Origin of the sequence: Luteimonas chenhongjianii (assembly GCF_002327105.1) — a bacterium.
GTDB classification, from domain to species: Bacteria; Pseudomonadota; Gammaproteobacteria; order Xanthomonadales; family Xanthomonadaceae; genus Luteimonas; species Luteimonas chenhongjianii.
Map to the genome: position 1 here is coordinate 1,994,001 of NZ_CP023406.1, position 21,075 is coordinate 2,015,075.

19 protein-coding genes, 1 tRNA gene, 1 other RNA gene and 1 riboswitch are annotated in these 21,075 nt (G+C 67.6%); of the genes, 12 read left to right on the plus strand and 9 right to left on the minus strand.

Annotated features, from left to right (window positions below; translation table 11 throughout):
* Nucleotides 1–79 precede the first annotated feature (79 nt).
* Nucleotides 80–991: a restriction endonuclease gene (locus tag CNR27_RS09125; RefSeq protein WP_123833083.1), complete on the minus strand. Its 912-nt coding sequence runs from the start codon at nucleotides 989–991 to the stop codon at nucleotides 80–82.
* 181 nt (nucleotides 992–1,172) lie between these two features.
* Complete coding sequence (locus CNR27_RS09130; RefSeq protein ID WP_096298134.1) at nucleotides 1,173–1,445, minus strand: polyhydroxyalkanoic acid system family protein; 273 nt, start codon at nucleotides 1,443–1,445, stop codon at nucleotides 1,173–1,175.
* A gap of 101 nt (nucleotides 1,446–1,546) precedes the next feature.
* On the opposite strand from CNR27_RS09130, the gene CNR27_RS09135 reads away from it, so the two are divergent.
* Complete coding sequence (locus CNR27_RS09135) at nucleotides 1,547–2,362, plus strand: FHA domain-containing protein (protein WP_096298136.1); 816 nt, start codon at nucleotides 1,547–1,549, stop codon at nucleotides 2,360–2,362.
* Nucleotides 2,363–2,410: 48 nt separating this feature from the next.
* Here the strand turns inward: CNR27_RS09135 and CNR27_RS09140 are convergent, their stop codons facing one another.
* Together CNR27_RS09140 and msrP are read right to left on the minus strand one after the other, a co-directional pair.
* Nucleotides 2,411–3,049: a protein-methionine-sulfoxide reductase heme-binding subunit MsrQ gene (locus tag CNR27_RS09140; RefSeq protein ID WP_096300485.1), complete on the minus strand. Its 639-nt coding sequence runs from the start codon at nucleotides 3,047–3,049 to the stop codon at nucleotides 2,411–2,413.
* Nucleotides 3,050–3,093: 44 nt separating this feature from the next.
* A complete protein-coding gene (gene msrP / locus CNR27_RS09145; RefSeq protein ID WP_096298138.1) occupies nucleotides 3,094–4,062 on the minus strand; it encodes a protein-methionine-sulfoxide reductase catalytic subunit MsrP in 969 nt (322 codons plus the stop codon).
* A gap of 134 nt (nucleotides 4,063–4,196) precedes the next feature.
* Here msrP and serC point away from each other — a divergent pair, with 134 nt between their 5' ends.
* From serC to aroA, 3 genes are read left to right on the plus strand one after another with little or no spacing between them, the layout of a single operon-like run.
* Complete coding sequence (gene serC, locus CNR27_RS09150; RefSeq protein ID WP_096298140.1) at nucleotides 4,197–5,297, plus strand: phosphoserine transaminase; 1,101 nt, start codon at nucleotides 4,197–4,199, stop codon at nucleotides 5,295–5,297.
* On the plus strand, nucleotides 5,290–6,465 hold the full coding sequence (gene pheA / locus CNR27_RS09155; protein ID WP_096298142.1) for a prephenate dehydratase: 1,176 nt from the start codon (nucleotides 5,290–5,292) through the stop codon (nucleotides 6,463–6,465). The genes serC and pheA overlap by 8 nt, the downstream gene beginning before the upstream one ends.
* Nucleotides 6,462–7,775 carry a 3-phosphoshikimate 1-carboxyvinyltransferase gene (gene aroA, locus CNR27_RS09160; RefSeq protein ID WP_096298144.1) on the plus strand — a complete coding sequence of 438 codons (1,314 nt, stop codon included), beginning with the start codon at nucleotides 6,462–6,464 and terminating at the stop codon, nucleotides 7,773–7,775. The genes pheA and aroA overlap by 4 nt, the downstream gene beginning before the upstream one ends.
* Nucleotides 7,776–7,902: 127 nt before the next feature.
* On the opposite strand, the gene CNR27_RS09165 is transcribed toward aroA, so the two are convergent.
* Both CNR27_RS09165 and CNR27_RS09170 read right to left on the minus strand, forming a co-directional pair.
* Nucleotides 7,903–8,454 carry an energy transducer TonB gene (locus CNR27_RS09165; protein WP_157745375.1) on the minus strand — a complete coding sequence of 184 codons (552 nt, stop codon included), beginning with the start codon at nucleotides 8,452–8,454 and terminating at the stop codon, nucleotides 7,903–7,905.
* A 71-nt stretch (nucleotides 8,455–8,525) separates the two neighbouring features.
* Nucleotides 8,526–9,149 (minus strand): energy transducer TonB, encoded by a 624-nt coding sequence (locus tag CNR27_RS09170; protein WP_245815583.1) that lies wholly within the window; start codon nucleotides 9,147–9,149, stop codon nucleotides 8,526–8,528.
* Between the two features lie 173 nt (nucleotides 9,150–9,322).
* Between CNR27_RS09170 and serS the strand changes: the two genes are divergently transcribed.
* From serS to CNR27_RS09200, 6 genes are all read left to right on the plus strand, one after another.
* Nucleotides 9,323–10,603 (plus strand): serine--tRNA ligase, encoded by a 1,281-nt coding sequence (gene serS, locus CNR27_RS09175; protein WP_096298148.1) that lies wholly within the window; start codon nucleotides 9,323–9,325, stop codon nucleotides 10,601–10,603.
* Nucleotides 10,604–10,723: 120 nt separating this feature from the next.
* The gene (locus CNR27_RS09180; protein ID WP_096298150.1) at nucleotides 10,724–11,725 is read left to right on the plus strand and encodes a LysR family transcriptional regulator; all 1,002 of its coding nucleotides are present in this window, start codon (nucleotides 10,724–10,726) and stop codon (nucleotides 11,723–11,725) included.
* 95 nt (nucleotides 11,726–11,820) lie between these two features.
* Nucleotides 11,821–11,910, plus strand: a tRNA-Ser gene (locus CNR27_RS09185).
* A gap of 1,529 nt (nucleotides 11,911–13,439) precedes the next feature.
* Entirely contained in the window at nucleotides 13,440–13,583 is a 144-nt protein-coding gene (locus CNR27_RS15295; protein WP_157745378.1) for a hypothetical protein, read from the plus strand.
* Nucleotides 13,584–13,989: 406 nt separating this feature from the next.
* Entirely contained in the window at nucleotides 13,990–15,549 is a 1,560-nt protein-coding gene (locus CNR27_RS09195; RefSeq protein WP_245815585.1) for a sensor histidine kinase, read from the plus strand.
* Nucleotides 15,542–15,910, plus strand: coding sequence for a response regulator (locus CNR27_RS09200; protein ID WP_096298155.1), 369 nt, complete (start codon nucleotides 15,542–15,544; stop codon nucleotides 15,908–15,910). Before CNR27_RS09195 ends, CNR27_RS09200 begins: the two co-directional genes overlap by 8 nt.
* Nucleotides 15,911–16,039: 129 nt before the next feature.
* Here the strand turns inward: CNR27_RS09200 and CNR27_RS09205 are convergent, their stop codons facing one another.
* The 3 genes from CNR27_RS09205 to CNR27_RS15300 form a co-directional block, all read right to left on the minus strand.
* The gene (locus tag CNR27_RS09205) at nucleotides 16,040–16,537 is read right to left on the minus strand and encodes an ABC-2 transporter permease (RefSeq protein ID WP_096298157.1); all 498 of its coding nucleotides are present in this window, start codon (nucleotides 16,535–16,537) and stop codon (nucleotides 16,040–16,042) included.
* Nucleotides 16,538–16,612: 75 nt separating this feature from the next.
* Entirely contained in the window at nucleotides 16,613–17,206 is a 594-nt protein-coding gene (mntP, locus tag CNR27_RS09210; RefSeq protein ID WP_096300489.1) for a manganese efflux pump MntP, read from the minus strand.
* A 21-nt stretch (nucleotides 17,207–17,227) separates the two neighbouring features.
* Nucleotides 17,228–17,381: riboswitch (yybP-ykoY riboswitch) on the minus strand.
* A gap of 322 nt (nucleotides 17,382–17,703) precedes the next feature.
* Nucleotides 17,704–18,015, minus strand: coding sequence for a hypothetical protein (locus CNR27_RS15300; protein WP_123832005.1), 312 nt, complete (start codon nucleotides 18,013–18,015; stop codon nucleotides 17,704–17,706).
* 412 nt (nucleotides 18,016–18,427) lie between these two features.
* Between CNR27_RS15300 and ssrA the strand changes: the two genes are divergently transcribed.
* Nucleotides 18,428–18,781, plus strand: a transfer-messenger RNA (tmRNA) gene (ssrA, locus tag CNR27_RS09215).
* Nucleotides 18,782–18,859: 78 nt separating this feature from the next.
* A complete protein-coding gene (locus CNR27_RS09220) occupies nucleotides 18,860–21,052 on the plus strand; it encodes a CHASE domain-containing protein (RefSeq protein ID WP_096298159.1) in 2,193 nt (730 codons plus the stop codon).
* Nucleotides 21,053–21,075 lie beyond the last annotated feature (23 nt).

Below are 21,075 nucleotides of genomic sequence, written 5' to 3' on the forward strand. Positions count from 1 at the left end.
ACGGGCGATTGCGCGCGGCGACAAGCGTCTGGAACAAGATCGGCCTCGGGGCGCACGCAGTGCGGCCCGCCATAGAGTCTCAGAAGCTTCGGCACTGCCGGAAGCGGGTCGGCTGATCGCTGTTCGCCGGCGGCGTGAGCTGCAGGCGCGATGACGTGAGATCGGGATGGCGCAGGACCAGCGCACAGACCGCATCGACGGTGGCCTGGTCGTCGACGCGGGCAACGAACACCTGCAGGGTCGAGCCGGTGATCCAGATCGCGCGATCCACGCCGGGCAGCGTGACCAGTGCGCGCGCAAGGTCGCTGCGCTGCTGCTCCACCGGCGCAGGGGGCGGAGCCTCGATGCGCACCGGCTCGGCGGGGGCACTGGTTTCCCCGGCTGCCGAAGGCGTCGCAGCCGGCTCGGGGGCGGGCAGGGCAAGGTACGTCGCAACGCCCGCCAGCAGTGCGAACAACCATCCCAGCAACACGCGCTGACGGGCGACCGCACCGGTCTTCGCGCGGATGGCTTCGAGTTCGTCGGCCGGCATCAGGTCGCGCAGTTCGGGCCAAAGGGTCGCGCCATCGAGCAGCTCGATACGCTGTTTTCCGGCCGCCCTGCGGGCTTCATCGTCGATCCGCCCCTGGGTCACCAGGAACCCGCCGGCGGCGCTCTTGAGCAGCACCTCGCTCGACAGCGCCTGGACCGCGTTGCGGCCGAGCAGATAGGTCGATCCGTGTTTGCATGACAACAGCCAGCGTGCGCCATCGCGCTCGAGCATGTAGTCGCGGTCCCCGGACACGTCCTCGCGATCGACCACCTGCACATAGCCCCGGCGCCGCAGTGCCTGGAGCACCATGCCGATGAAGCCGCGCCAGGAAATCGCCGACAGCGCGACGATGCCGGCGGCGGCCTCGTCGCGGCGGCGCTGGAAGCCGAGAAAATAGAAGGAAATCGCGAATCCGATGACGATTGCCACCCCGATCGCGCCAAGCCACTGCGTGGTCATGCCGGTGTCCGTGTACACGTGCAGCCGCGAAGAATAGCCGAGCGCGATCTGAACGATGCGTGCTTGCGCAGGCGTGCACGCGAACGCGGCGCCGCGAATGCACGCCGCCGCTTACCTCTTGCAGTCGATGCCTGCTGGCGTCGGATCGGAACGGCCTGGCCGTCGCGGCGGCGTGGATCGCTCAGAATTTTTCGGCCAGGATGCGGCGGATCTCGGCCTCGATGGGCCCCTGCATCGCCGAGAGCAGAAAGCCCAGTTTCGCGGTGACGTGCAGCTGGTCGGGCTGCAGCGCGATCGCACCGTCCACGCCAGAGCGACTGAAATTGAGCCGGTCGCCTTCCCATCCGTACTTCATGTCGAAGCGTTCGGAGAGCTTCTTCGCCACCGCCTCGACGGCGCTGCGGGCGTCTGCCGGAGGCAGGGAGTGGGGGTGGATGATGTCGATGCCTGCCATGCGCGTCTGCCGGTGTCGTGGGCGCATATTGTGCGTCGCGCCTCCGCATCGACCAAGTGAGCGTGCGGCAGTCATGTGGGCCCGTGCTAGATTGCCGCCGCATGACCGCGCTCAAGCTGCGTTTCCCGACCCCCGACCAAGCCGATCTCCCGCTGGATATCGGCGTGCACTGCATCGGCCGTGGCGCGCGTGGGAACCTGGCGGTTGTCTCCGAAGGCGAGGCGCCGAGCGTCCGCTTCAACGTCGACCGTCGTGGCGTCTGGCTGTCGGTCGGCGAGGGCGTCGGCGGTGTGCACGTCAATGGTCGGCAGATCCGGCGCATGGCGATGCTGCGGACCGGGGACGCGATCTTCGTCGATGGCCTCGAGCTCCGGCTGGTCTCGGCCGTGCCGGTCGCCGAGCGTGCTGTCGCGCCGCATTCCGCTGACGCGACGCTCGATGCCGCCGAAGACGGGCCCGATCCGCGCATCGTGTTGCGCGGCGTGGGTGGGCGCTATCACGGCCGCAGCTTCACCCTCGACCACCCGAAGCTCGTCGGCCGCCACGCGGAGGCCGACATCCGCATCGACGAGCCGGGCTTCGCCGACCGGCATGCCCGGCTCGAGCGCGTCGGCGCCCTTGTACGCCTGACCGGTCTGGACTCGGCCGACGGCAGCCTCGTCAACGGAGAAGCCGTGCGCGACGGCTTGCTGCTGGCCGGCGACCAGGTCGTGTTCGATGCGCATCATCGATTCGTCGTCGAAGCGCCGGCGCGTCCAGCGCACACGGGCGGCTACGACCGCGTGCCCGACCCGCAGCCGCTGATCGACGATGGAATTGCGCGGCAACGTGCTGGTCTTCCGCTGCCCTGGCTGCTTCTGGCGGCGGCGGTACTGGCAGGGCTGCTCGCGGCGCTGCTGCTGTTCGGCGCTGCCTGAGGGCGCGAGGGGGAATTGCAGGCCGCCAGCACGCAGCGGGCGCCTGGATCAACCCGCGCGCGCGTCCACGCGCCGCTGCCCCTGGTGCGTCATCGCGCGCCGGCGCAGTGCTTTCCAGGCGCGCCAGCCCAGCAGGAGCGCGAGGATGCCGGCGTAGAGCGCGGGTTCGCGCCAGTCGGACTTCACGATCCACCAGAAGTGCAGGACCGCCAGCGCTGCGATGAGGTAGATCGCCCGGTGCAGCCGACCCCAGTTGCGCCCGAGTCGCTTCATCCAGCCCTTGGTCGACGTGATCGCCAGGGGCACCAGCAGCAGCCACGCCAGGAAGCCGACGGTGATGAAGGGGCGTCGTGCGATCTCGGTCGCGACCTGCGAAAGGTCACCGACCAGGTCGAGCGCCAGCCAGACCCCGAAGTGCAGGCTCGCATAGACGAAGGCGTAGAGACCCAGCATCCGCCGGAAGCGCAGCGGCGCCGGCCAGCCGGTGAGCTGGCGCAGCGGGGTGATCGCCAGCGTGATCAGCAGCAGTCGCAACGCGCCGATGCCGAGCTCGTGTTCGATCGCGACCACCGGCTCGGCGCCGAGCGCGTCGACATTCGCGCCGCCCAGCACCAGCCAGACGCGCCAGGCGAGCCAGGCGAGCGGCGCCAGGCATGCCAGATGCACGAGTACCTTGGCCGCAACGATGCCGCCAGGTGTCGCGCGCCGAGGCTGCGCCGCCGCCGCACGGGTCAATACCACTTGCGCAGGTCCATCCCCGAATACAGCGACGCCACCTGATCGGCATAGCCGTTGAAGGGGCGTGTCTCGATCCGGTTCGCCAGCAGGCGGTTGCCGGTGCCGGCGATCCGCCGTTCGGTCTTCTGGCTCCAGCGCGGATGGTCGACGGCCGGATTGACGTTGCTGAAGAAGCCGTACTCCGACGGCTGCAGATCGTTCCATGCGGTGCTGGGCATCCGCTCGACGAACTGGATCGAGGCGATCGACTTGATGCTCTTGAAGCCGTATTTCCACGGCACCACCAGCCGCAGCGGCGCACCGTTCTGCTGCGGCAGCGGCTTGCCGTACAGGCCGGTGGCAAGAAAGGCGAGGGGGTGCATGGCCTCGTCGATCCGCAGGCCTTCGCGGTACGGCCAGCGGATCGAACGGAAGCGCAGCCCGGGCATCTGCTCGCGATCGGCGAGCGTGGTGAACGCGACGTATTTTGCATTCGCGTTCGGTTCGAACTTGCGCAGCACCGATGCCAGCGGAACGCCGTCCCAAGGGATCACCATCGACCAGCCCTCGACACAGCGCAGCCGGTAGATCCGCTCCTCGCTGGCGATGCCGCGAAGCAGGTCCTGCAGCGACACGCGGCCGGGCTTGGCGCATTCGCCGCCGACCTCGACCGTCCATGGCGAGGTGCGCAAGGTCTTTGCCGCGCTCGACGGATCACCCTTGCCCGTTCCGAACTCGTAGAAGTTGTTGTACGTGGTGATGTCCTCGAAGCGGGTCAGCGGCTCCGCGGTGCGGAATCCGCTGCTCGCCTGCGCGGACGTGACGCGGGTGGTGCTGGCCGGCGGCGGCTCGGCCTCGGCGCATCCCGCAAGTCCGAGCGCCGGCGCCGCCGCCATCAGGGCCAGCAGGCGGCGGCGATCGCGATAGACCGCCTCTTCGGTGATGTCCGCCGCCCGGATCCGCAACGCATCGCGCAATGACATGGGTGCTCCTCGGCGCGGGCGCGCCCGTTGTGGACCGGTCGACATACGTTGCCAGCGCAACCATTGCGGGCACGTCAAACTGTTGCGCTGCGGCATACTTGCCGACCCTGACCATACGTCCTGTGGAGTCTGCAATGACGCGCGCGTACAACTTTGCTCCGGGACCGGCCGCGCTGCCTGAAAGCGTGCTGAAACAGGCGCAGGCGGACATGCTCGAATGGGGCGATGCCGGCGCGTCCATCGTAGAGATGAGCCATCGCGGCCCCGAGTTCATGGAGGTCGCCACGCGAGCCGAAGCCGATCTTCGCACGCTGCTGGGCGTGCCAGACGACTATGCGGTGTTGTTCATGGCGGGCGGCGCGACCACGGCGCAGGCGCTGCTGCCGCTGAACTTCGCCAGTGACGGCGACACGGTCGACTACGTGGTTACCGGTCACTGGGGCAAGACCGCACTCAGGCAGCTGACGCCGGCGGTCCGGATCAACATCGCGGCCAGCGGCGAGGAAGGCGGGTATCGCTCGATTCCCGCGCGCGAGTCCTGGCAGTTGACGCCCGGCGCGGCTTACGTGCATGTCACCGCCAACGAGACCATCCACGGGGTCGAGTACCGGCCGGCCTGGGGAGCGGTCCCGCCCGATACGGGCGATGTGCCGCTGTTCGCGGACTTCAGTTCCAGCATCGCGTCCGAGCCGATCGACATCTCCCGCTACGGCGTGATCTATGCCGGCGCGCAGAAGAACCTCGGCCCGGTCGGCATCTCCGTCGTCATCGTGCGCCGTGATCTGCTCGCGCGCGCCGGCCAGCCGCGCGCCGATATCTTCAACTACAGCTCCCACCTCGCGAACGGCTCGATGCTCAACACCCCGCCGACGTGGAACTGGTATGTCGCCGGTCTGGTGTTCCGCTGGATGCTCGACGAGGGCGGCACCGCCGAGTTCGACCGTCGCAGCGACGAGAAATCGGCGCTGCTCTACGGCGCGATCGATGGGTCCGGTGGCTTCTACCGCAACGAGGTCGATCCGGCGGTGCGCTCGCGCATGAACGTGCCGTTCTTCCTCGCTGACGACACCCGCAACGCGGCGTTCCTGGAGGGTGCGCGCGAGGCGGGACTGATCGGCCTCAAGGGCCACCGCGTGCTCGGCGGCATGCGCGCCTCGATCTACAACGCGATGCCGGTCGAGGGCGTCCGCGCGCTCGTCGCCTACATGCAGGATTTCCAGAAGCGCAATGGCTGATACGAAGAAGAGGACACGGGCGGCTTCCGGAGCGACGAAGCCGACGGCAGGGGTCGAAGCTGCAAAGGCCGCGGCCACCGCAGGCATCGCCAAGCCCGATCTCGACGCGGTACGGGCGCAGATCGACGGCATCGACCGCCAGATCCAGACCCTGATCGCCGAACGCGCGCAGTTCGCGCGCCAGGTCGGCAAGGCCAAGGGCAAGCTCGCCGCGGCCGTCGATTACTACCGCCCCGAACGCGAGGCCCAGGTGCTGCGCCGCGTGGTGGACCGCAACGACGGCCCGCTTTCCGATGCCGAGCTGGTGCGCCTGTTCCGCGAGATCATGTCGGCCTGCCTGGCCCAGCAGGAGCCGCTGAAGATCGGATATCTCGGGCCCGAAGGCACGTTCTCGCAGCAGGCCGTGCACAAGCAGTTCGGCCATTCGGCCAAGGGGCTGCCGCTTGCGAGCATCGAGGAAGTGTTCGACGAGGTCGCCGCGGGCCATGCCGACTTCGGCGTGGTGCCGGTCGAGAATTCCGGGCAGGGCACCATCCAGTCCACGCTCGACATGTTTCTCACTTCGCCGCTGAAGATCTGCGGTGAAGTGGAGCTGCGCGTGCACCAGTACCTGCTGTCGCGCACGGGGCACATCGAGGACATCGAGCGCGTGTACTCGCACGGCCTGTCGCTGGCCCAGTGCAAGCAATGGCTGCGCGAGAACCTGCCCGGCGTCGAGAAGCATGCCGTGGTCAGCAATGCCGAGGCGGTGCGCCGGGCCAAGAAGTCCGACGACGCTGCCGCGATCGCCGGCGAGAACGCCGCGCACGTCTACGGCATGCAGGTCATCGCGGGTCCTATCGAGGACCGCAGCGACAACACCACGCGCTTCCTGGTGATCGGTCGCGGCGCGTTCCCGCCGTCGGGCAACGACCGCACTTCGTTGATGGTCTTCATCCGCGACCAGCCAGGCGCGCTGTACCGCATCCTCGAGCCGCTGGCACGACGCGACATCAGCATGAACCGCATCGAGTCGCGTCCGGCTCACGGGGCGCTGTGGCAGTACGCGTTCTTTATCGAGGTCAACGGCCATGTCGACGAATCGCCATTGAAGGACGCGCTGGGCGAGATCGACGCGTTCGCCGGGGAAGTCCGTGTACTCGGCTCCTATCCGGTCGCAGTGCCATGAGCGAAGCGTCATGGACCGCGGCTCCGGGCGCGCCGCTGCGTGGCGAAGTGCGGGTGCCGGGCGACAAGTCGGTTTCGCACCGCGCGATCATGCTGGCGTCGATCGCCGACGGCACCTCGCGCATCGATGGGTTTCTCGAGGGCGAGGATGCGCGCGCGACCGAGGCGATCTTCCGCAGCCTCGGCGCGGGGATCGAGGCGCCCGAGCCGGGCGTGCGCATCGTGCACGGCGTCGGCATCGACGGACTGCGGCGCGCCGACGGACCCCTCGACTGCGGCAATGCGGGCACCGGCATGCGCCTGCTCGCCGGCCTGCTCGCAGGCCAGGCCTTCGACAGCACGCTGATCGGCGACGCTTCGCTGTCGAAGCGCCCGATGCGGCGGGTGACCGGGCCGCTGGCGGCCATGGGTGCACGCATCGAGACTGGCGCGGGTGGCACGCCGCCGCTGCGGATCCACGGCGGTCAAGCACTGCGCGGCATCGAGTTCGACAACACGCTGGCCAGTGCGCAGGTCAAGTCTTCTCTGTTGCTCGCAGGGCTCTATGCCGACGGCGAGACGGTCGTGCACGAACCGCGTCCCACCCGCGACTACACCGAGCGCATGCTCGCCGCCTTCGGCTGGCCTGTCGACTTCGCACCCGGCCTCGCACGGCTGCGCGGCGGCTATCGCCTGCAAGCGACCGATGTGCGCGTGCCGGCGGATTTCTCGTCCGCGGCATTCTTCCTGGTCGCCGCGTCGATCGTGCCCGGTTCGGATCTGCTGCTGCGCCGCGTCGGCATGAATCCGCGCCGTACCGGCCTGCTGCATGTGCTGCGCCTGATGGGCGCGGACATCGTGGAGGCCAACGTGGGCGAGGAGGGCGGCGAACCGGTTGCCGACCTGCGCGTGCGTCATGCGCCGCTGCGCGGCATCGATGTGCCCGAGCAGCACGTGCCGGACATGATCGACGAGTTTCCGGCACTGTTCATCGCCGCTGCCTGCGCGGCCGGGGTGACCCGGGTGACTGGCGCGGAGGAGCTGCGGGTCAAGGAGTCGGACCGGATCGCGACCATGGCCGCAGGCCTGCGCGCACTCGGGGTCGCGATCGAAGAGGCGCCTGATGGCGCGAACATCGCCGGGCGTGCGGATGGCTTTGCCGGCGGCCGCGTCCACAGTCATGGCGACCACCGCATCGCAATGTCCTTCGCGATTGCCGGCCAGCGTGCTCGCGGACCGGTGATCATCGACGACACCGCCAACGTCGCAACTTCGTTTCCCGGATTCGTGACGATGGCGAAGGCCGCCGGCTTCGGTCTGCGCGAGGACTGACCGCGCGGCGGGGGCGCGTGCGCCCATTGCCTGGCGTAGATGCCTCGCGAGGCTGTATCGCAGCTGCACGAAAAACGCCCGCACCTTGCGATGCGGGCGTTGCGGCTCGCGCGTCGGGGTCGAGCGGTCAGCGCGGTTGCTGGAGGCTGAAGTCGATCGGCACCCGGACTTCGCTCGCTATCGGCTTGCCTCCCTTGATGGCGGGTTCGAATTTCCAGGAGCGCACGGCCTGCTGCGCGGCGCGATCCAGATCGCGCGATCCACTGCGCTCGGCGATGCTGACGTCAGTGGCATTGCCGTCCGCGTCCACCTGCACCAGCAGCGTCAGCGAGCCTTCCTCACGATTGCGTGCGGCGGCTGGCGGATAGGGAATCTCCGGTTGCGCGGTGGGGCGCGCCGCGCGGTCGGCCGGCTGTGCAGGGGGCCGTGCAGGCGCCGGGGCGCTGCGGGTCGGGCGGCTCTCGGGTTCACGTTCCGCGACCGGTGCATCCGGGTCGCCGATGATCGGCGTCGGCGGCAGTTCGACCGTTTCACGAGCGCTCCGCTGCGTCAGCGCATACCAGCCGATCAGGACGAGGAGGGCCAGCAGCAGGATCCACAGGAGCGGGCTTGAGCGCTTGCGCCGGCGATCCCGGTCGTGGGGCGGGGGATCAGCGGGACGCTGGGCCGGATCGTACATGGCGCACCCTATTGTGAATGGGAGGGATGAGGCTCCCATGCAATGCGTGGATGCGGCGTGCAGCTTCGCGCTTATCCGCCCTCGGGGACGAACGAAAACGGGATGCGAAGCTCGCCCGGCACCGGCTGGCCGTCGCGCATGGCCGGCTCGAACCGCCAGCGCCGAGCGGCGCTCATGGCCGCGCGGTCGAGGCGTGGATGCTGACTGCTGCTGACCAGCTCGACATCGGTGACGCGCCCGTTCGCGCCGACCCGTACCAGTACCACCACGTCACCGCGTTCGCCGCGGCGCAGCGATGCCCGGGGATACTGCGGCGACGGGCTCGAGATCGGGCGTGGGTCGCTGGAAGCCGCGCGGACCGGTGCCGCTGCCGCAGGCGCAGGCGTGGGCGGCGTCACGGCCGCTGCCGGCGCGGCGGGCGCGCCGGATTGCGGCAGCTCCCTGTCCATCGCGACCGGCGCGGCGCTGCCGGGCGCACCCGCGTAGTCGAATCCGCGCTCTGCAGTGGCGGCCGCTGGCAGCGGTGCGGGGAGCTCGTTCAGCACCTGCTCCGACCCCATCTCGCCATTCGCGTCGCCGCCGTCATCCCGCGCAGGCCCGCGACCCATCCACACGCTCATGAACAACAGCAGGCCAAGACCGCATGCCCCGAGCACGATCCACCATGCGTGACCTCTGGGCATCGCGTCGCGCATGACGCGACGCAGGCGGGTGGTGATCGGCAGTGGAGCGGGCATCATCGGCATCTCGGGGGCGGCGCCGCATTCTTGCATACGGTTTCCCGCCGCCAGGCGCGCCCGCTGCGAACGCGTGCGGGGATGATCCGGGCGATAATGCCGGTCCGCTCAGCGATAGACGAACAGCCGCCATGCTCGATCCGAACCTTCTGCGCCAGCACCTCACCGAGACCGCCACGCGCCTGCGCGAAAGCCGCGGATTCGAATTGCCGGTCTCGCGCATCGAATCTCTCGAGACCGAGCGCAAGCAGATCCAGGTGCGCACCCAGGAGCTGCAGAACCTGCGCAACACCCGCAGCAAGGCGATCGGACAGGCCAAGGCCAAGGGTGAGGATGTCGCCCCGCTGCTGGCCGAGGTCGCCGGGTTCGGTGACGAGCTCAAGGCCAGCGAGGCGCGGCTCGAGGCGATCCAGGCCGACATCGAGGCGATCGTGCTCGGCGTACCGAACCTTCCCGATCCCGGCGTGCCGGTGGGGCGCGACGAGTCCGACAACTTCGAGCAGTCGCGCTGGGGCACGCCGCGCAGTTTCGACTTCACGGTGCGCGACCACGTCGAACTCGGCGAGCGCCATGGCTGGCTTGACGCCGAGGCCGGGGCCAAGCTCAGCGGCGCACGCTTCACCGTGCTGCGCGGCAAGCTGGCCCGCCTGCACCGCGCGCTCGCGCAGTTCATGCTCGACCTGCATACACAGGAGCATGGCTACGAGGAAACGAGCGTGCCGCTGATCGTCAATGCCGAGACCATGCGCGGCACCGGTCAGCTGCCCAAGTTCGAGGACGATCTGTTCGCGACGCCGTTCGGCGATGAAACGCGTTACCTGATTCCGACGGCCGAAGTGCCGCTGACCAATATCGTGCGCGATGTGATCGTCGATGCCGAGCGCCTGCCGCTGCGCATGAGCGCGCATTCGCTTTGCTTCCGCTCCGAGGCGGGCAGCCACGGCCGCGACACCCGCGGCATGATCCGCCAGCACCAGTTCGAGAAGGTCGAGATGGTGTCGGTGGTGCGCCCGGAGGACAGCGATGCCGAACTCGAGCGCATGACCCGCTGCGCCGAGACCGTGCTCGAGAAGCTCGGCCTGCCATACCGCAGGATGCTGCTGTGCACCGGCGACATGGGCTTCGCTGCGCGACGCACCTACGATCTCGAGGTATGGCTGCCTTCGCAGCAGACCTACCGCGAGATCTCATCGTGCTCGAACACGGGCGATTTCCAGGCCCGCCGCATGCAGGCGCGCTGGCGCAACCCCGAGACCGGCAAGCCCGAGCCGGTGCACACGCTCAACGGCTCGGGCCTGGCCGTGGGCCGCACCTTGATTGCGGTGATGGAGAACTTCCAGGCCGCGGACGGCAGCATCGAAGTCCCGGCGGTGCTGCGCCCGTATATGGGTGGCGTAGAGCGTCTCGACTGATCCCATCAGGGGCCGCCTGATCGCAGGCCCTCGAGGCCGCGCGACCGGCAGCGCGTCTGTTGCACTGGTGGAATATGCGTGGTGGAATGCTGGGGATTGTTCTGAAGGCAGGGCTTCCCGATGCAGGATCTCAATGATCTCTACTATTTCGCGATGGTCGTCGAGCACGGCGGCTTCGCGGCCGCCGAGCGCGCGCTCGGGATTCCCAAGTCACGCCTGAGCCGGCGCATCAGCCAGCTGGAAACGGAGCTGGGCGTGCGCCTGCTGCAGCGCTCGACGCGGCGCTTCGCGGTGACCGATGTCGGCCAGAGCGTGTTCCGCCACGCGCAGTCGATGCTCGCCGAGGCCACGGCCGCGCGCGAGGTGGTCGATCGCCTGAGCGCCGAGCCCCGCGGGCTGGTGCGCGTCAGCGTTCCGGTGAGCATCGCCCAGCAATCCATTCCGCAGATGCTGCCGGAGTTCCTTGCGCGTTATCCGCAGGTACGCGTGCAGTTGCACGTCAGCAACCGGCGCGTCGATGTCATCAACGAAGGTTTCGACGTGGCGGTGCGGGTGCGCTCCAAGCTCGACGACGACGGCAGCCTGGTGATGCGCAGCTTCGGCCAGATCCAGGAGCTTCTGGTGGCCAGCCCCGCTTACCTCGATCGCATGGGGCGACCGAAGGATCCCGACGAGCTCGGCCAGCACACGACCATGAGCATGGGCGAGGACGAGGTGAAGCAGCGCTGGGATCTGCAGGCCAACGACGGTACCACCCGCCGCGTCGAACTCAAGCCGCGCGTCGCCGGCTTCGATTTTCCGATGCTGATGGCGCTGGCCAAGCAGGGCCTCGGCATCACGATGCTGCCCGAGACGTTGTGCGCCGAAGCGGTGCGCAATGGCGAACTCGAAGTGGTGCTGCCGGACTGGCATCTGCCGCAGGGCATCGCACACGCCGTATTCGCGTCGCGTCGCGGCCTGTTGCCGGCGGTACGGGTCTTCATCGATTTCCTCGCCGAAAAGTTGCCGCCCCTCATCGAAGCCTCGAGTCTCGACTGCCGCAACTGCGACAGACGGCCGGTGGCAGGCGCGGTCCCGCCGCCCAGTATCTCGGGCGAAGCGGTGCGTGCGACAATGGCCTGACTCCGACGCGCTGCGCACGCGTACATCGGGACGTCGCCCTCAAGCGGTGATCGGTCCTGTTGCGTGCCTGCAGCAAGGGCGGGGCATTGAACATCGGAGAGATGGCCGAGTGGTTTAAGGCAGCGGTCTTGAAAACCGCCGAAGGGTCAAACCTTCCGTGGGTTCGAATCCCACTCTCTCCGCCAATCCGTCTTCCTTCTTTTTCTGGGCGGCAGGTGCGGAGTAGGTTGCTCAGTAGGATCTGGGATCGACACCTGTCGGCAATGCCGGGGCAGATGACCTCAAGGAGGAGGGATGGGCGTCAGGCAGAGCGCATGCCATGGTCCGCGCGGACCTGGTTCAACGCTTCCCGGCCCGGTCGACGGGTCAGGCGAAGCTGGAGGCTTTCCAGGGCAGAGGGCTGGCGGCTCTGAGTCAGTGGCTCGGCGGGCCACTTGCCCCAAGCGGTGCATGCGATTCCCCGGACAGTGGGTGGCGCGGCGCACGTCTGGTCGGCAGCTGGTCTCTGCGACCGGTTACGCCGCCGGTATGACCGCTTTGACGGCCCACTAGGCTTCGCGCCATGCCCAGGCCGGGACCGCAACGGCTGGAACCGTCGGATTACCCGGCGCGTGCAGTGAGTGCGCTCGTTTCCGTACTGATCGTCTCGATGATGCTCTGGTTTCTGCTTCAGGACGGGCGCTACGCAGCCCGGAGCACAGCGGGTCTGAAGCTCGAGTTCGTTGTTTCGCACGTTGAAGTTCCGCAGCAGGCAGGAGCGCCTCCGGTCCGCGTGGAGCCTGCGCATCGGGCCGACGCGTCCAAGCGTGGGCTCGGCAATCAAGGAGTTCGCCCGACCGGAGCTGCACCGTCGGTTCCAGAGTCTGCTGCCGCACGTGTTTCTGATCCGAGCGTCGATGGCGCGGATACGCGCATCGAGATCGACTACTCGGGTTGGGCGCGGTCAGTCGAAGGGATCGAGTTCTCGCAGCGGCGCTTCCTGGAGGAGGGCCGGGCCCGAGGCTCGCGGCCAAACAGTTTCAGGATGAGGCGAAGCATCACCGGGCGCGACCTCGTCAGAGGCTTCGCAATGCTGGCCGGGCTCTGGCCGCCGGGGATACACCGACGATCCATGTCCCACACTTCGCAGGACGGTCGAGCAGATCTACAACTCCGATGCGCCAAGGGATGCGGCATTCATGAAAGACGCGCTCGAGGCCCGTGACCGGTTTTGCAGCTGACATCGCCGCCTCCTCCCAAGGGCTTCGTTTCGAATCGCTCAGGCAGACAGTCGTGCGCCATCTCCAGGCGTGTGAGCAGGTGGCATGGTCGAACCCATGTACGACTCCAGCTTTGGATCTGTGGCGCCAGGCAGGCAACGCCGCGACCCAGTGGCGATAGCGCGGCGCGATGGAGCATCAGCGCCGGATGCCGGATGCCGGCATAGGACGTGACGCAACTCCAGATGCAGTCAGCGGTAGCGCTCCAGCGCCTACCCGCAATGACCAGCAGGCAGACTTCCTGGCGCCACCGCTGTGGCAGGCCGGGACGGTGAATGCGGGGACGCCGACCGACCGGGTTGCACTGTCCGCGCGGTCATCTTTCTGCACGGGATTTCATCAACAACAATACTGACTTACCAGCGGTCAGGAACGGCCCGGCAGGACTGGCGCGGAGCACGGCGCGGGCGCAGGATCAGCTGGCCGGCAGCGGGCCGGCCCAACGAGACTCCACCATGGCGACGAAGAACGAACAGACGAGCCCCAAGGCTGTGACTGCGGCCTCGAAAGCGCCGAAGGACAAGGGCTCCAAGACTGCGTCGAAATCCACGGGTGATTCGGCAATGGCGCAGAACCCGTACAAAAGCAGCAAGAAGTAGCGCCTTCGGCGGGGCCGCGCGCCCCGCCGTTCGAACACGCGCGTGAGGCCGCTGCAGCGCTTCGTCCATTGAAGCGACCAGAAGACTCCCGCCCCCAGCCCGTGAGCCCGAGTGCTGGCGCCTGATCGCTACCGGTTTCAGTTGTCCCGCGGCTCATGATGTCGCAGGAAGCCCTGACCCACCGTCGGGGCTTCTTCGCTTCTGCCCTCTGGTTCCGGTTCGAGCCTCGATGCCTGCTGGCTGCGTTGTGCGAGCACATTCTTGCCGGGGGAATTCATGCGCTCGTTTCACCTCTGGGCCTGCGGGCCCCCTCGGACAACCCAAGCACAGTCCGCATGCTCGCCGCGCCTCTTCACCCGGCACAGCACGGCGGCCTTGTAGGCTCTCGCCTCCAGGCGACAAGCTCATGCGACTCGAGGCCACGATGCGCCATCCGTCCGTCGTCCTGCCCACAGCCAGGCAACAGATGAAGCTGTCGCGCTTCATCCAGGAAAACATGGACGAGCTCCTGTCGGAGTGGAACGCGATTTCGAGCTCGTATGCACCCTCGGGATCAGGAGCCAGCCTGGGGCTGGGTCGTCATGCCGAGCAGATCCTGTCGGCCATCGCGGTCGACATGGAAACCGGATCCAGCGAGACCGGGCAGCAGGCGCGTGAGGGCGCGCGGGGTGACATCACCGAGGCCCGTGGGTCGGCGGCGGCGGTCTACGGCGCGGTGCGGCACGGAGACGATCTCTCGGTGTCCCAGTTGGCCGCTGACTACCGTGCGCTGCGCGCGACGGTCCTCAAGGCCTGGCTGCAGACGGGCGAGCCGCGCGACGCGGAGCGAAGCCCGCAGATACTGCGTTTCAACGACACGCTCGACCAGGCCTTCGGAGAGTCGCTGGTCGCCTACGATGCCCAGGCCCGGCGGCAACGGGCGAAGTCCCAGGCCGCGCTGCGCGAGAGCGAGGCGCGCTACCGGGGCATCGTCAACACGGCGCTGGACTACGCGATCTTCACGACTGATGCGGCCGGCATCATCGAAAGCTGGCCGCCGGGCGCCGAGGCCGTGTTCGGGTGGACTCCGGAGGAGGCGATCGGCAAGCACGCGGAGATCACCTTTACCGAAGAGGACCGCGCCGCCGGTGTGCCCGCTGAGGAAATGCGCGTCGCCCAGGCTGAAGGCGTCGCGGCGGATGTGCGTTGGCACGCATGCCGCGATGGCAGTCGCGTCTTCATCGATGGCGCCACGCGGCCCCTCATCGACGCCTGCGGAGATACGAGCGGCTTTCTGAAGGTAGGTCGTGACACCACGGAGCGCAAACACTGGGATGAGCGGCAGCAGGTGCTGCTTCGCGAGCTGCAACACCGCACGCGCAACCTCATGGCGGTCGTGTTGACCATATTCGACAAGACGCGTCGCAGCAGTCCCGACGTCCACGTCCTCGCGAAGTCCTACACAAGCCGGCTCGGCGCACTTGCCCGAGTACAGGGCCTGCTCTCGCGACTGCAGGAAGGGGACCGGATCGCTTTCGATACGCTCGTGCGCGCGGAGCTCTCGGCCATGGGCGCGCTGGACGAGGCCGGGAACAGTGAACGGGTGGAGCTCTCGGGCCCGTCCGGGGTCTACCTGCGCTCCGGCACGGTCCAGACGTTCGCGCTGGCCCTGCACGAACTCGCCACCAATGCGTTGAAGTACGGAGCACTGGCCCAGGAGCAGGGCAGATTGTCGCTGCGCTGGCGTGCGATGCGGCTGGACGGCCACCCGTCCCTGCATATCGAGTGGACGGAAAGTTGCGTCGACATGGCGCGCGCTGCGGACGCCCCCCACGGCAGCGGCTACGGTCGCGAACTGATCGAGTACGCGCTGCCTTACCAGCTCGATGCCCGCACTTCGTACGAACTCGGTCCCGACGGCGTGCGTTGCACTATCGAGGTGCCCGTGTCCGACGCGACATCTCCGGACGTCATGACCCATGGATGAGCGCAACCTCGCAGGGTGTCGCGTTCTTGTGGTCGAGGACGATTACTCCATTGCCGCGGCCCTCGCCGAAGAGCTCGCCGACCAGACAGCGATCGTGATCGGCCCGGCGCCGTCGGTCGAGCGTGCCCTGAAGCTCGTTGACGAAGCCGCGCGGCTGGATCTGGCGGTCCTCGACGTCAATCTGCGGGGCGAGGAGGTCTACCCGGTCGCCGACGTACTGGCGGAGAGGGGAATCCCGTTCGTGCTGGTCACGGGCTACGACCGGCACACGATCCGGGCTCGATACCTGCAGGAATGTATCCTGGAGAAACCTGTCGGGACGGCTGCGGTGCTGTCCGCGTTGCGTCGGCTTCCGCGCTGATCGTTAGCGGCTCAACAACGCGATTTCAATCTCGCAGGGCAGGGCGGCAGCCGTGATGGCATGTCGCGTCGTTGACGCCGGGCTGCACTCGGGTCCTGAAGTGCGCTGCGGCGCGACACGCTGCCCCGGTCAACTCAAGGCCGACGCGTCTTCATAGGGCAGGTGTACCGCGCCTGCTTCGCGCAATGCGGCCTCCGCCGGGGCGAGTGATTCCTTTTCCCCGTCGATCACGACCAGGATGCGGCCCGACTCGATCTCCTCCTCGAACTTCCGCCGCACAGGATCGGGCAGGGACGCCCCCACCATGGACGAGGCCCAGGTTCCGATGGCGGCGCCGCCCAGGGTCGTCAGCGCCACGCCCGCAAGCGTGAGCCCGAGCGGCGGTATGGCGACCGCGACAAGGCCAGCGAGCAGTCCGGTCGCCCCACCGATGCCTGCGCCGCGGATCGCCGCGTGCTTGAAGTCGGTCGGGGCTTCCTTCTGGTGCTCGGGCATCGCCTGGAGTTCGATGTCACCGCGTGCCACGAGCGAGACGTCCTCGTCGGGAATGCCCGCGCTTCGGACGGCGCGTACCGCGGCTTCCGCCGCGGGCAGGGAAGACGTGCTGTAGACACGACGGATCTTCATGGGCGACTCCACGGCAGGACCGGATCGATTGAGCATCCGCAGCAAGTTGTCGCTGGGCCGTGAATCGGGCGCAGGTCAGCCCACGCCGAAGACCGCGGCGTTTCCGGACAGATGTTCGTGAAGGATGAAACTGCCCACCAGGATGAGAATCACGCCGCCGAGTATCTCCGCGCGCTTGCCCGCAACAACGCCCAGGGCGCGTCCCAGCATCACCCCCGTGGTCACCATCACCAGCGTGCAGATGCCGATCACTGCAGCGACCACGAGGATGTTGACCTCCAGAAAGGCCAGGCCCACGCCGACCGCCATCGCATCGATGCTGGTCGCGAAACCGGTCGCGGCCAGGTTCCAGAAGCCGTGGGGACGCGTTCTCTCGTGCTGCGTGTCCGTCGTGTCGGAGCGGAGTCCGCTGATCAGCATGAAGGCGCCGAGCACGCCAAGCAGTACGAAGGCGATCCAGTGATCCCATGCGGTCACATAGGCCGCCGCGGCAAGGCCCAGCGCCCAGCCGACGACAGGGGTCACGGCCTCGATGACGCCGAAGATCGCGCCGACGCGCAACGCCTCGGCGAATCGCGGACGTTGCATCGCCGCCCCCTTGCCGACAGCGGCGGCAAAGGCGTCGGTGGACATGGCAAAGCCGATCAGGAGGATCGAGAAGAAGGACATCGAATTGGATGCGGTCGGGCGGAGATGGCGTGCAGCCGCCAGCGCGCCCAACTCCGTTGCGCCGGCATGCCGCTGGTCTCGCCTACCTGGACTGGTTGCCCGCACCACGATCATGCAGATCGAGTGTGTTGACGCGGGCGCCTCCGCGTACGGAGGCCGGCTACTCCCCAAGGGGACGCGCATGCTAGCAGCGCGTACGCGCCGATGCACACGTATAGCCCGAGGCATCCAACATAGGTGGAACGATAGAGCCGGGGCGCGTGGACGCCGGGCGTTCCTCAGCAACCTCCGGACGCGGGCGCTGCAGCTTCCCCTGCGGTGTCCTGATCGCGCGGCTGCGCGGGCTCGCTTCCGGGCCCACTCCTCTCGAGCTCGTGCACGACTGCTGGTCGGCCGACAGTACCGCTCTGGCTTCGGAGGCGTGGCTGAAGCCTGTTGGAGACGAGATCTCGCCCGTGGTCGCCTGAAGCCCCCCAGCTAACGGCTCGAATCCATCTTCAGCGTTCGGGGTCGCCCGCCTGCTCTTTGCTCGAGGCGGGTTCGGCGCTCGCTTCCATCTCCGCCGACAGCGCCGTGGCTTTAGTCGAGTTCGATCGGGTAGGTGCGGGTACCCGCCACGTCTGGATCACGTTGGCCGGCAGATTGAACACGTAGTGCGTCCCCGGGCCATGTTCCAATGCCCGCGCTTTGAAATCCTCATCCGTGACGCACGTATCGCAACGGATTGGAGCGGCTTCGAGCGTTGCAGCAGCGCAGAGCCCCGAAAGAGTGAGCGCCCCGACGCTTGCCAGTCGATTCAAGCGGTCCATGTCCTACTCCTTCGGGGTCCGTAGTGCTGCCGAAGATAGCAGTTGGACTTGTCGGCTTCGCAGAGCAGATTCGGTGGGGCGCGCTCGGGCGTCGGCCGCCCTGATGTGGCTGTCATGCCGCGCAGGCTTGTTCCACAGGAGCGGTTGTTCGGGGCGTGCAGCAGGTGCCAGACACGAAGACCGGTTTCAAGGGAGCAGGCCATTGTGGTGGCGGTTAAAGCGTATTCCGCCTTCGCGCATGGCGGTGGCGGGGTTTTGCCTCCGGCGTGTCCCACGCGTGCGGTCAGGCCGTCTACTGTAGACTCCGGACGTCGGCATCGTTCAGCGCGTGGACTGCCGGCTGCTGTAAGATCCGTTTGGTCAGGAAATGGTCAACCCACCAGCCTGAAGCCGCTTGAGATCCCAGTTCACCGGGGGTGCCATGGCTTCGACGGGGGTCGCGAAGTTGCCTGGTGCATGCCGAGGGGGCCGCTTTCCTCGTAAATCCAGCAGCAAAACTTTAGTTGCCAACGACGACAACTACGCTCTCGCCGCTTAAGGCGTAAGCCCCGAACCCACTTGTGCCCGTGCTCGTGGATGTAGGGTCATTATCACGGAACCGGCTGTGATGGCTGCCTGTCAGTCACGGCTTAACCAAAGCAGGCTGGTCCCGGGATGCGCTTCGCGCACCGTGCTGTTCCGGGGCGAGATCCAACGGTGAGCTAAGCATGTAGTACCGGGGATGGAGTGCCTTCGGACGCGGGTTCGATTCCCGCCACCTCCACCATCTTGATGAAAACGGGCCTTCGGGCCCGTTTTCATTTCTGCCGCAGTCGGAATCGTCTCGGATCGTTATGCTGTCGTGATGTTCGCGCTCCGTTCACGCCAAGATCCCGCTGGTCGAAACCGGTCGAGCTGGCGCCTGCGTCGCAGTCATTTTCTCGCGCTCCTCGTGCTGCTGGGGTCCCTGCTGATGGTGGGCCTCTACGCCCGGGGCGCTGGCGAGCGCGAGCGCAAGCTCGCCGGAGCGAGCTTCATCGCCGAGGCCGACCAACTCGCAGATACGGTCCGACAGAGACTGCTGCAGTACGAGCTCAGTCTCAGGGGCGGCGTTGCGCTGCATAGCGCCGCCGTCGATACACCGACTTCGCGTCAGTGGCGGGGTTACGTCGACGGACTCGATATCCGCCGTCAGCTGCCTGGCCTGATGGGGCTGGGGTATGTGGCGTATCTGGACCCGCACTCGCTCGCCGAGCTCCAGCTGCGCCAGCGCGAGCTGGGCGAGGGGCTATTCACCGTGACGCCGCGAGGTGTGCGGGAGCGCTACGGCGCGATCCTGTATTTCGAACCCGAGACCGAATCGAGTCGCGCGGGTATCGGCTACGACCAGTACAGCGACCCGGTCCGGCGTAGTGCGATGGACGCGGCGCGCGACAGTGGCGAAGTGCGGCTCAGTGCCCCCCTGCGCCTGCGGCAGCACGGCCGCGATGGGCAGGAAGGCGTGCTGATGTTCGCGCCGGTGTATCGCACCGCGCGCCTGCCCGTGTCCGGGGCTGGCCGTGAAACCGCGTTGGTCGGCTGGGTCTACGCCCCGTTCCGGAGCACGGAGTTTACCGACCGTTCGTTGGTTCCGATCGGGCACGATATTGCGTTCCGCATCGTCGATGTGACCGGGGGCGAGGAGCGTCCGTTGCTCGCGTCCAATGGCTGGAGCGACGCCGTGGATGCGCGTCCGCTGCACACCCTCAGCCAGCAGCTGTACGGGCGGACCTGGCGTTACGATTTCCAACATGTTGGCGCGCTGACCTCGGGCGGCATGCGTGAGCTGCAGGCGACACTGGTGGCCGGTGTCATTGCATCGCTGTTGCTGTTCGCGGTGGTCCTGGCGCTTGCGCGCACCCAGTCGCGCGCCGAAACGCTCGCCCATCGCCTCAGCGATTCCTACCGGCGCAGCGAGCAGCGCTTCCGCAACGCGATGCGGTATTCGGCGATCGGCATGGTGCTGCTCGACCGGGAGGGCGTCATCGTCGAAAGCAACCCGGCCATGGCCGAGATCGCGGGGGTCAGCCAAGCGGTGCTGAGCGGGACCAGGTTCCGGAGCTATCTGGCCGACAGTGGCGACGATGTATCCCGCACCCAGGAGACGCAGGCGCTGCGGGAAGGTGTCTTCCGCAGCAGGCGCCAGCTGCGGCGCCGCGACGGAGACCTGCGTGAGGTGCATCTGGCATCGACGCTGATGCCTGGCGAGGAGGAAAGCGATGTTGCCCAGCTGGTACAGGTGGAGGACGTCACCGAGCGCGTGCGTGCGGAGGCGCAGGTGCATGCGCTCAATCGCACGCTCGAATCCCGCGTCGAGGAGCGCACGCGCGAGCTCACCCAGGCCAACCACGAGCTCGAATCCTTCGCCTATATCGTGTCGCACGACCTGCGGGCGCCGCTGCGCAGCATCGACGGTTTCGGGCGCATCCTCGCCGAGCGTTACGAAGCGCTGCTGGATGCGCAAGGGCAGGATTATCTGGCGCGGGTGCGCAACGCTGCCGCGCGCATGGATGGCCTGATCGATGCGCTGCTGATGATGTCGAGGATCAGCCGCGGCGAGTTCAGGCGTTCGCCTCTGGATCTGAGCCGCATGGCCAGCGAGGTGATCACGGAACTGAGACAGACCGAGCCCGGGCGCGACGTGACTGTGCGCATTGCCCCGGGACTGCAGGCCGAGGGCGATGCGGCCCTGGTGCGCAACCTGCTCGAGAACCTGCTCGGCAATGCGTGGAAATTCACCGCCAATACCGAGCGCGCGACCATCGAATTCGGCAGCGAGCCGGGCGGCATCTTCTACGTGACCGACAACGGCGCGGGCTTCAACAGCGAGTACGCCGGCAAGCTGTTCCGTCCGTTCCAGCGCCTGCATCGCGACGACGAATTCAAGGGGCACGGTGTGGGTCTGGCCTCCGTGCGCCGCATCGTCGAGCGCCATGGCGGCACGATCGAAGCCAGCGGACAGCCGGGAGCCGGCGCGACATTCCGCTTCACACTGGCGCCAACCCCGCGCGCCACGTAATGACGGCCGCGGGGGTGGCGAGG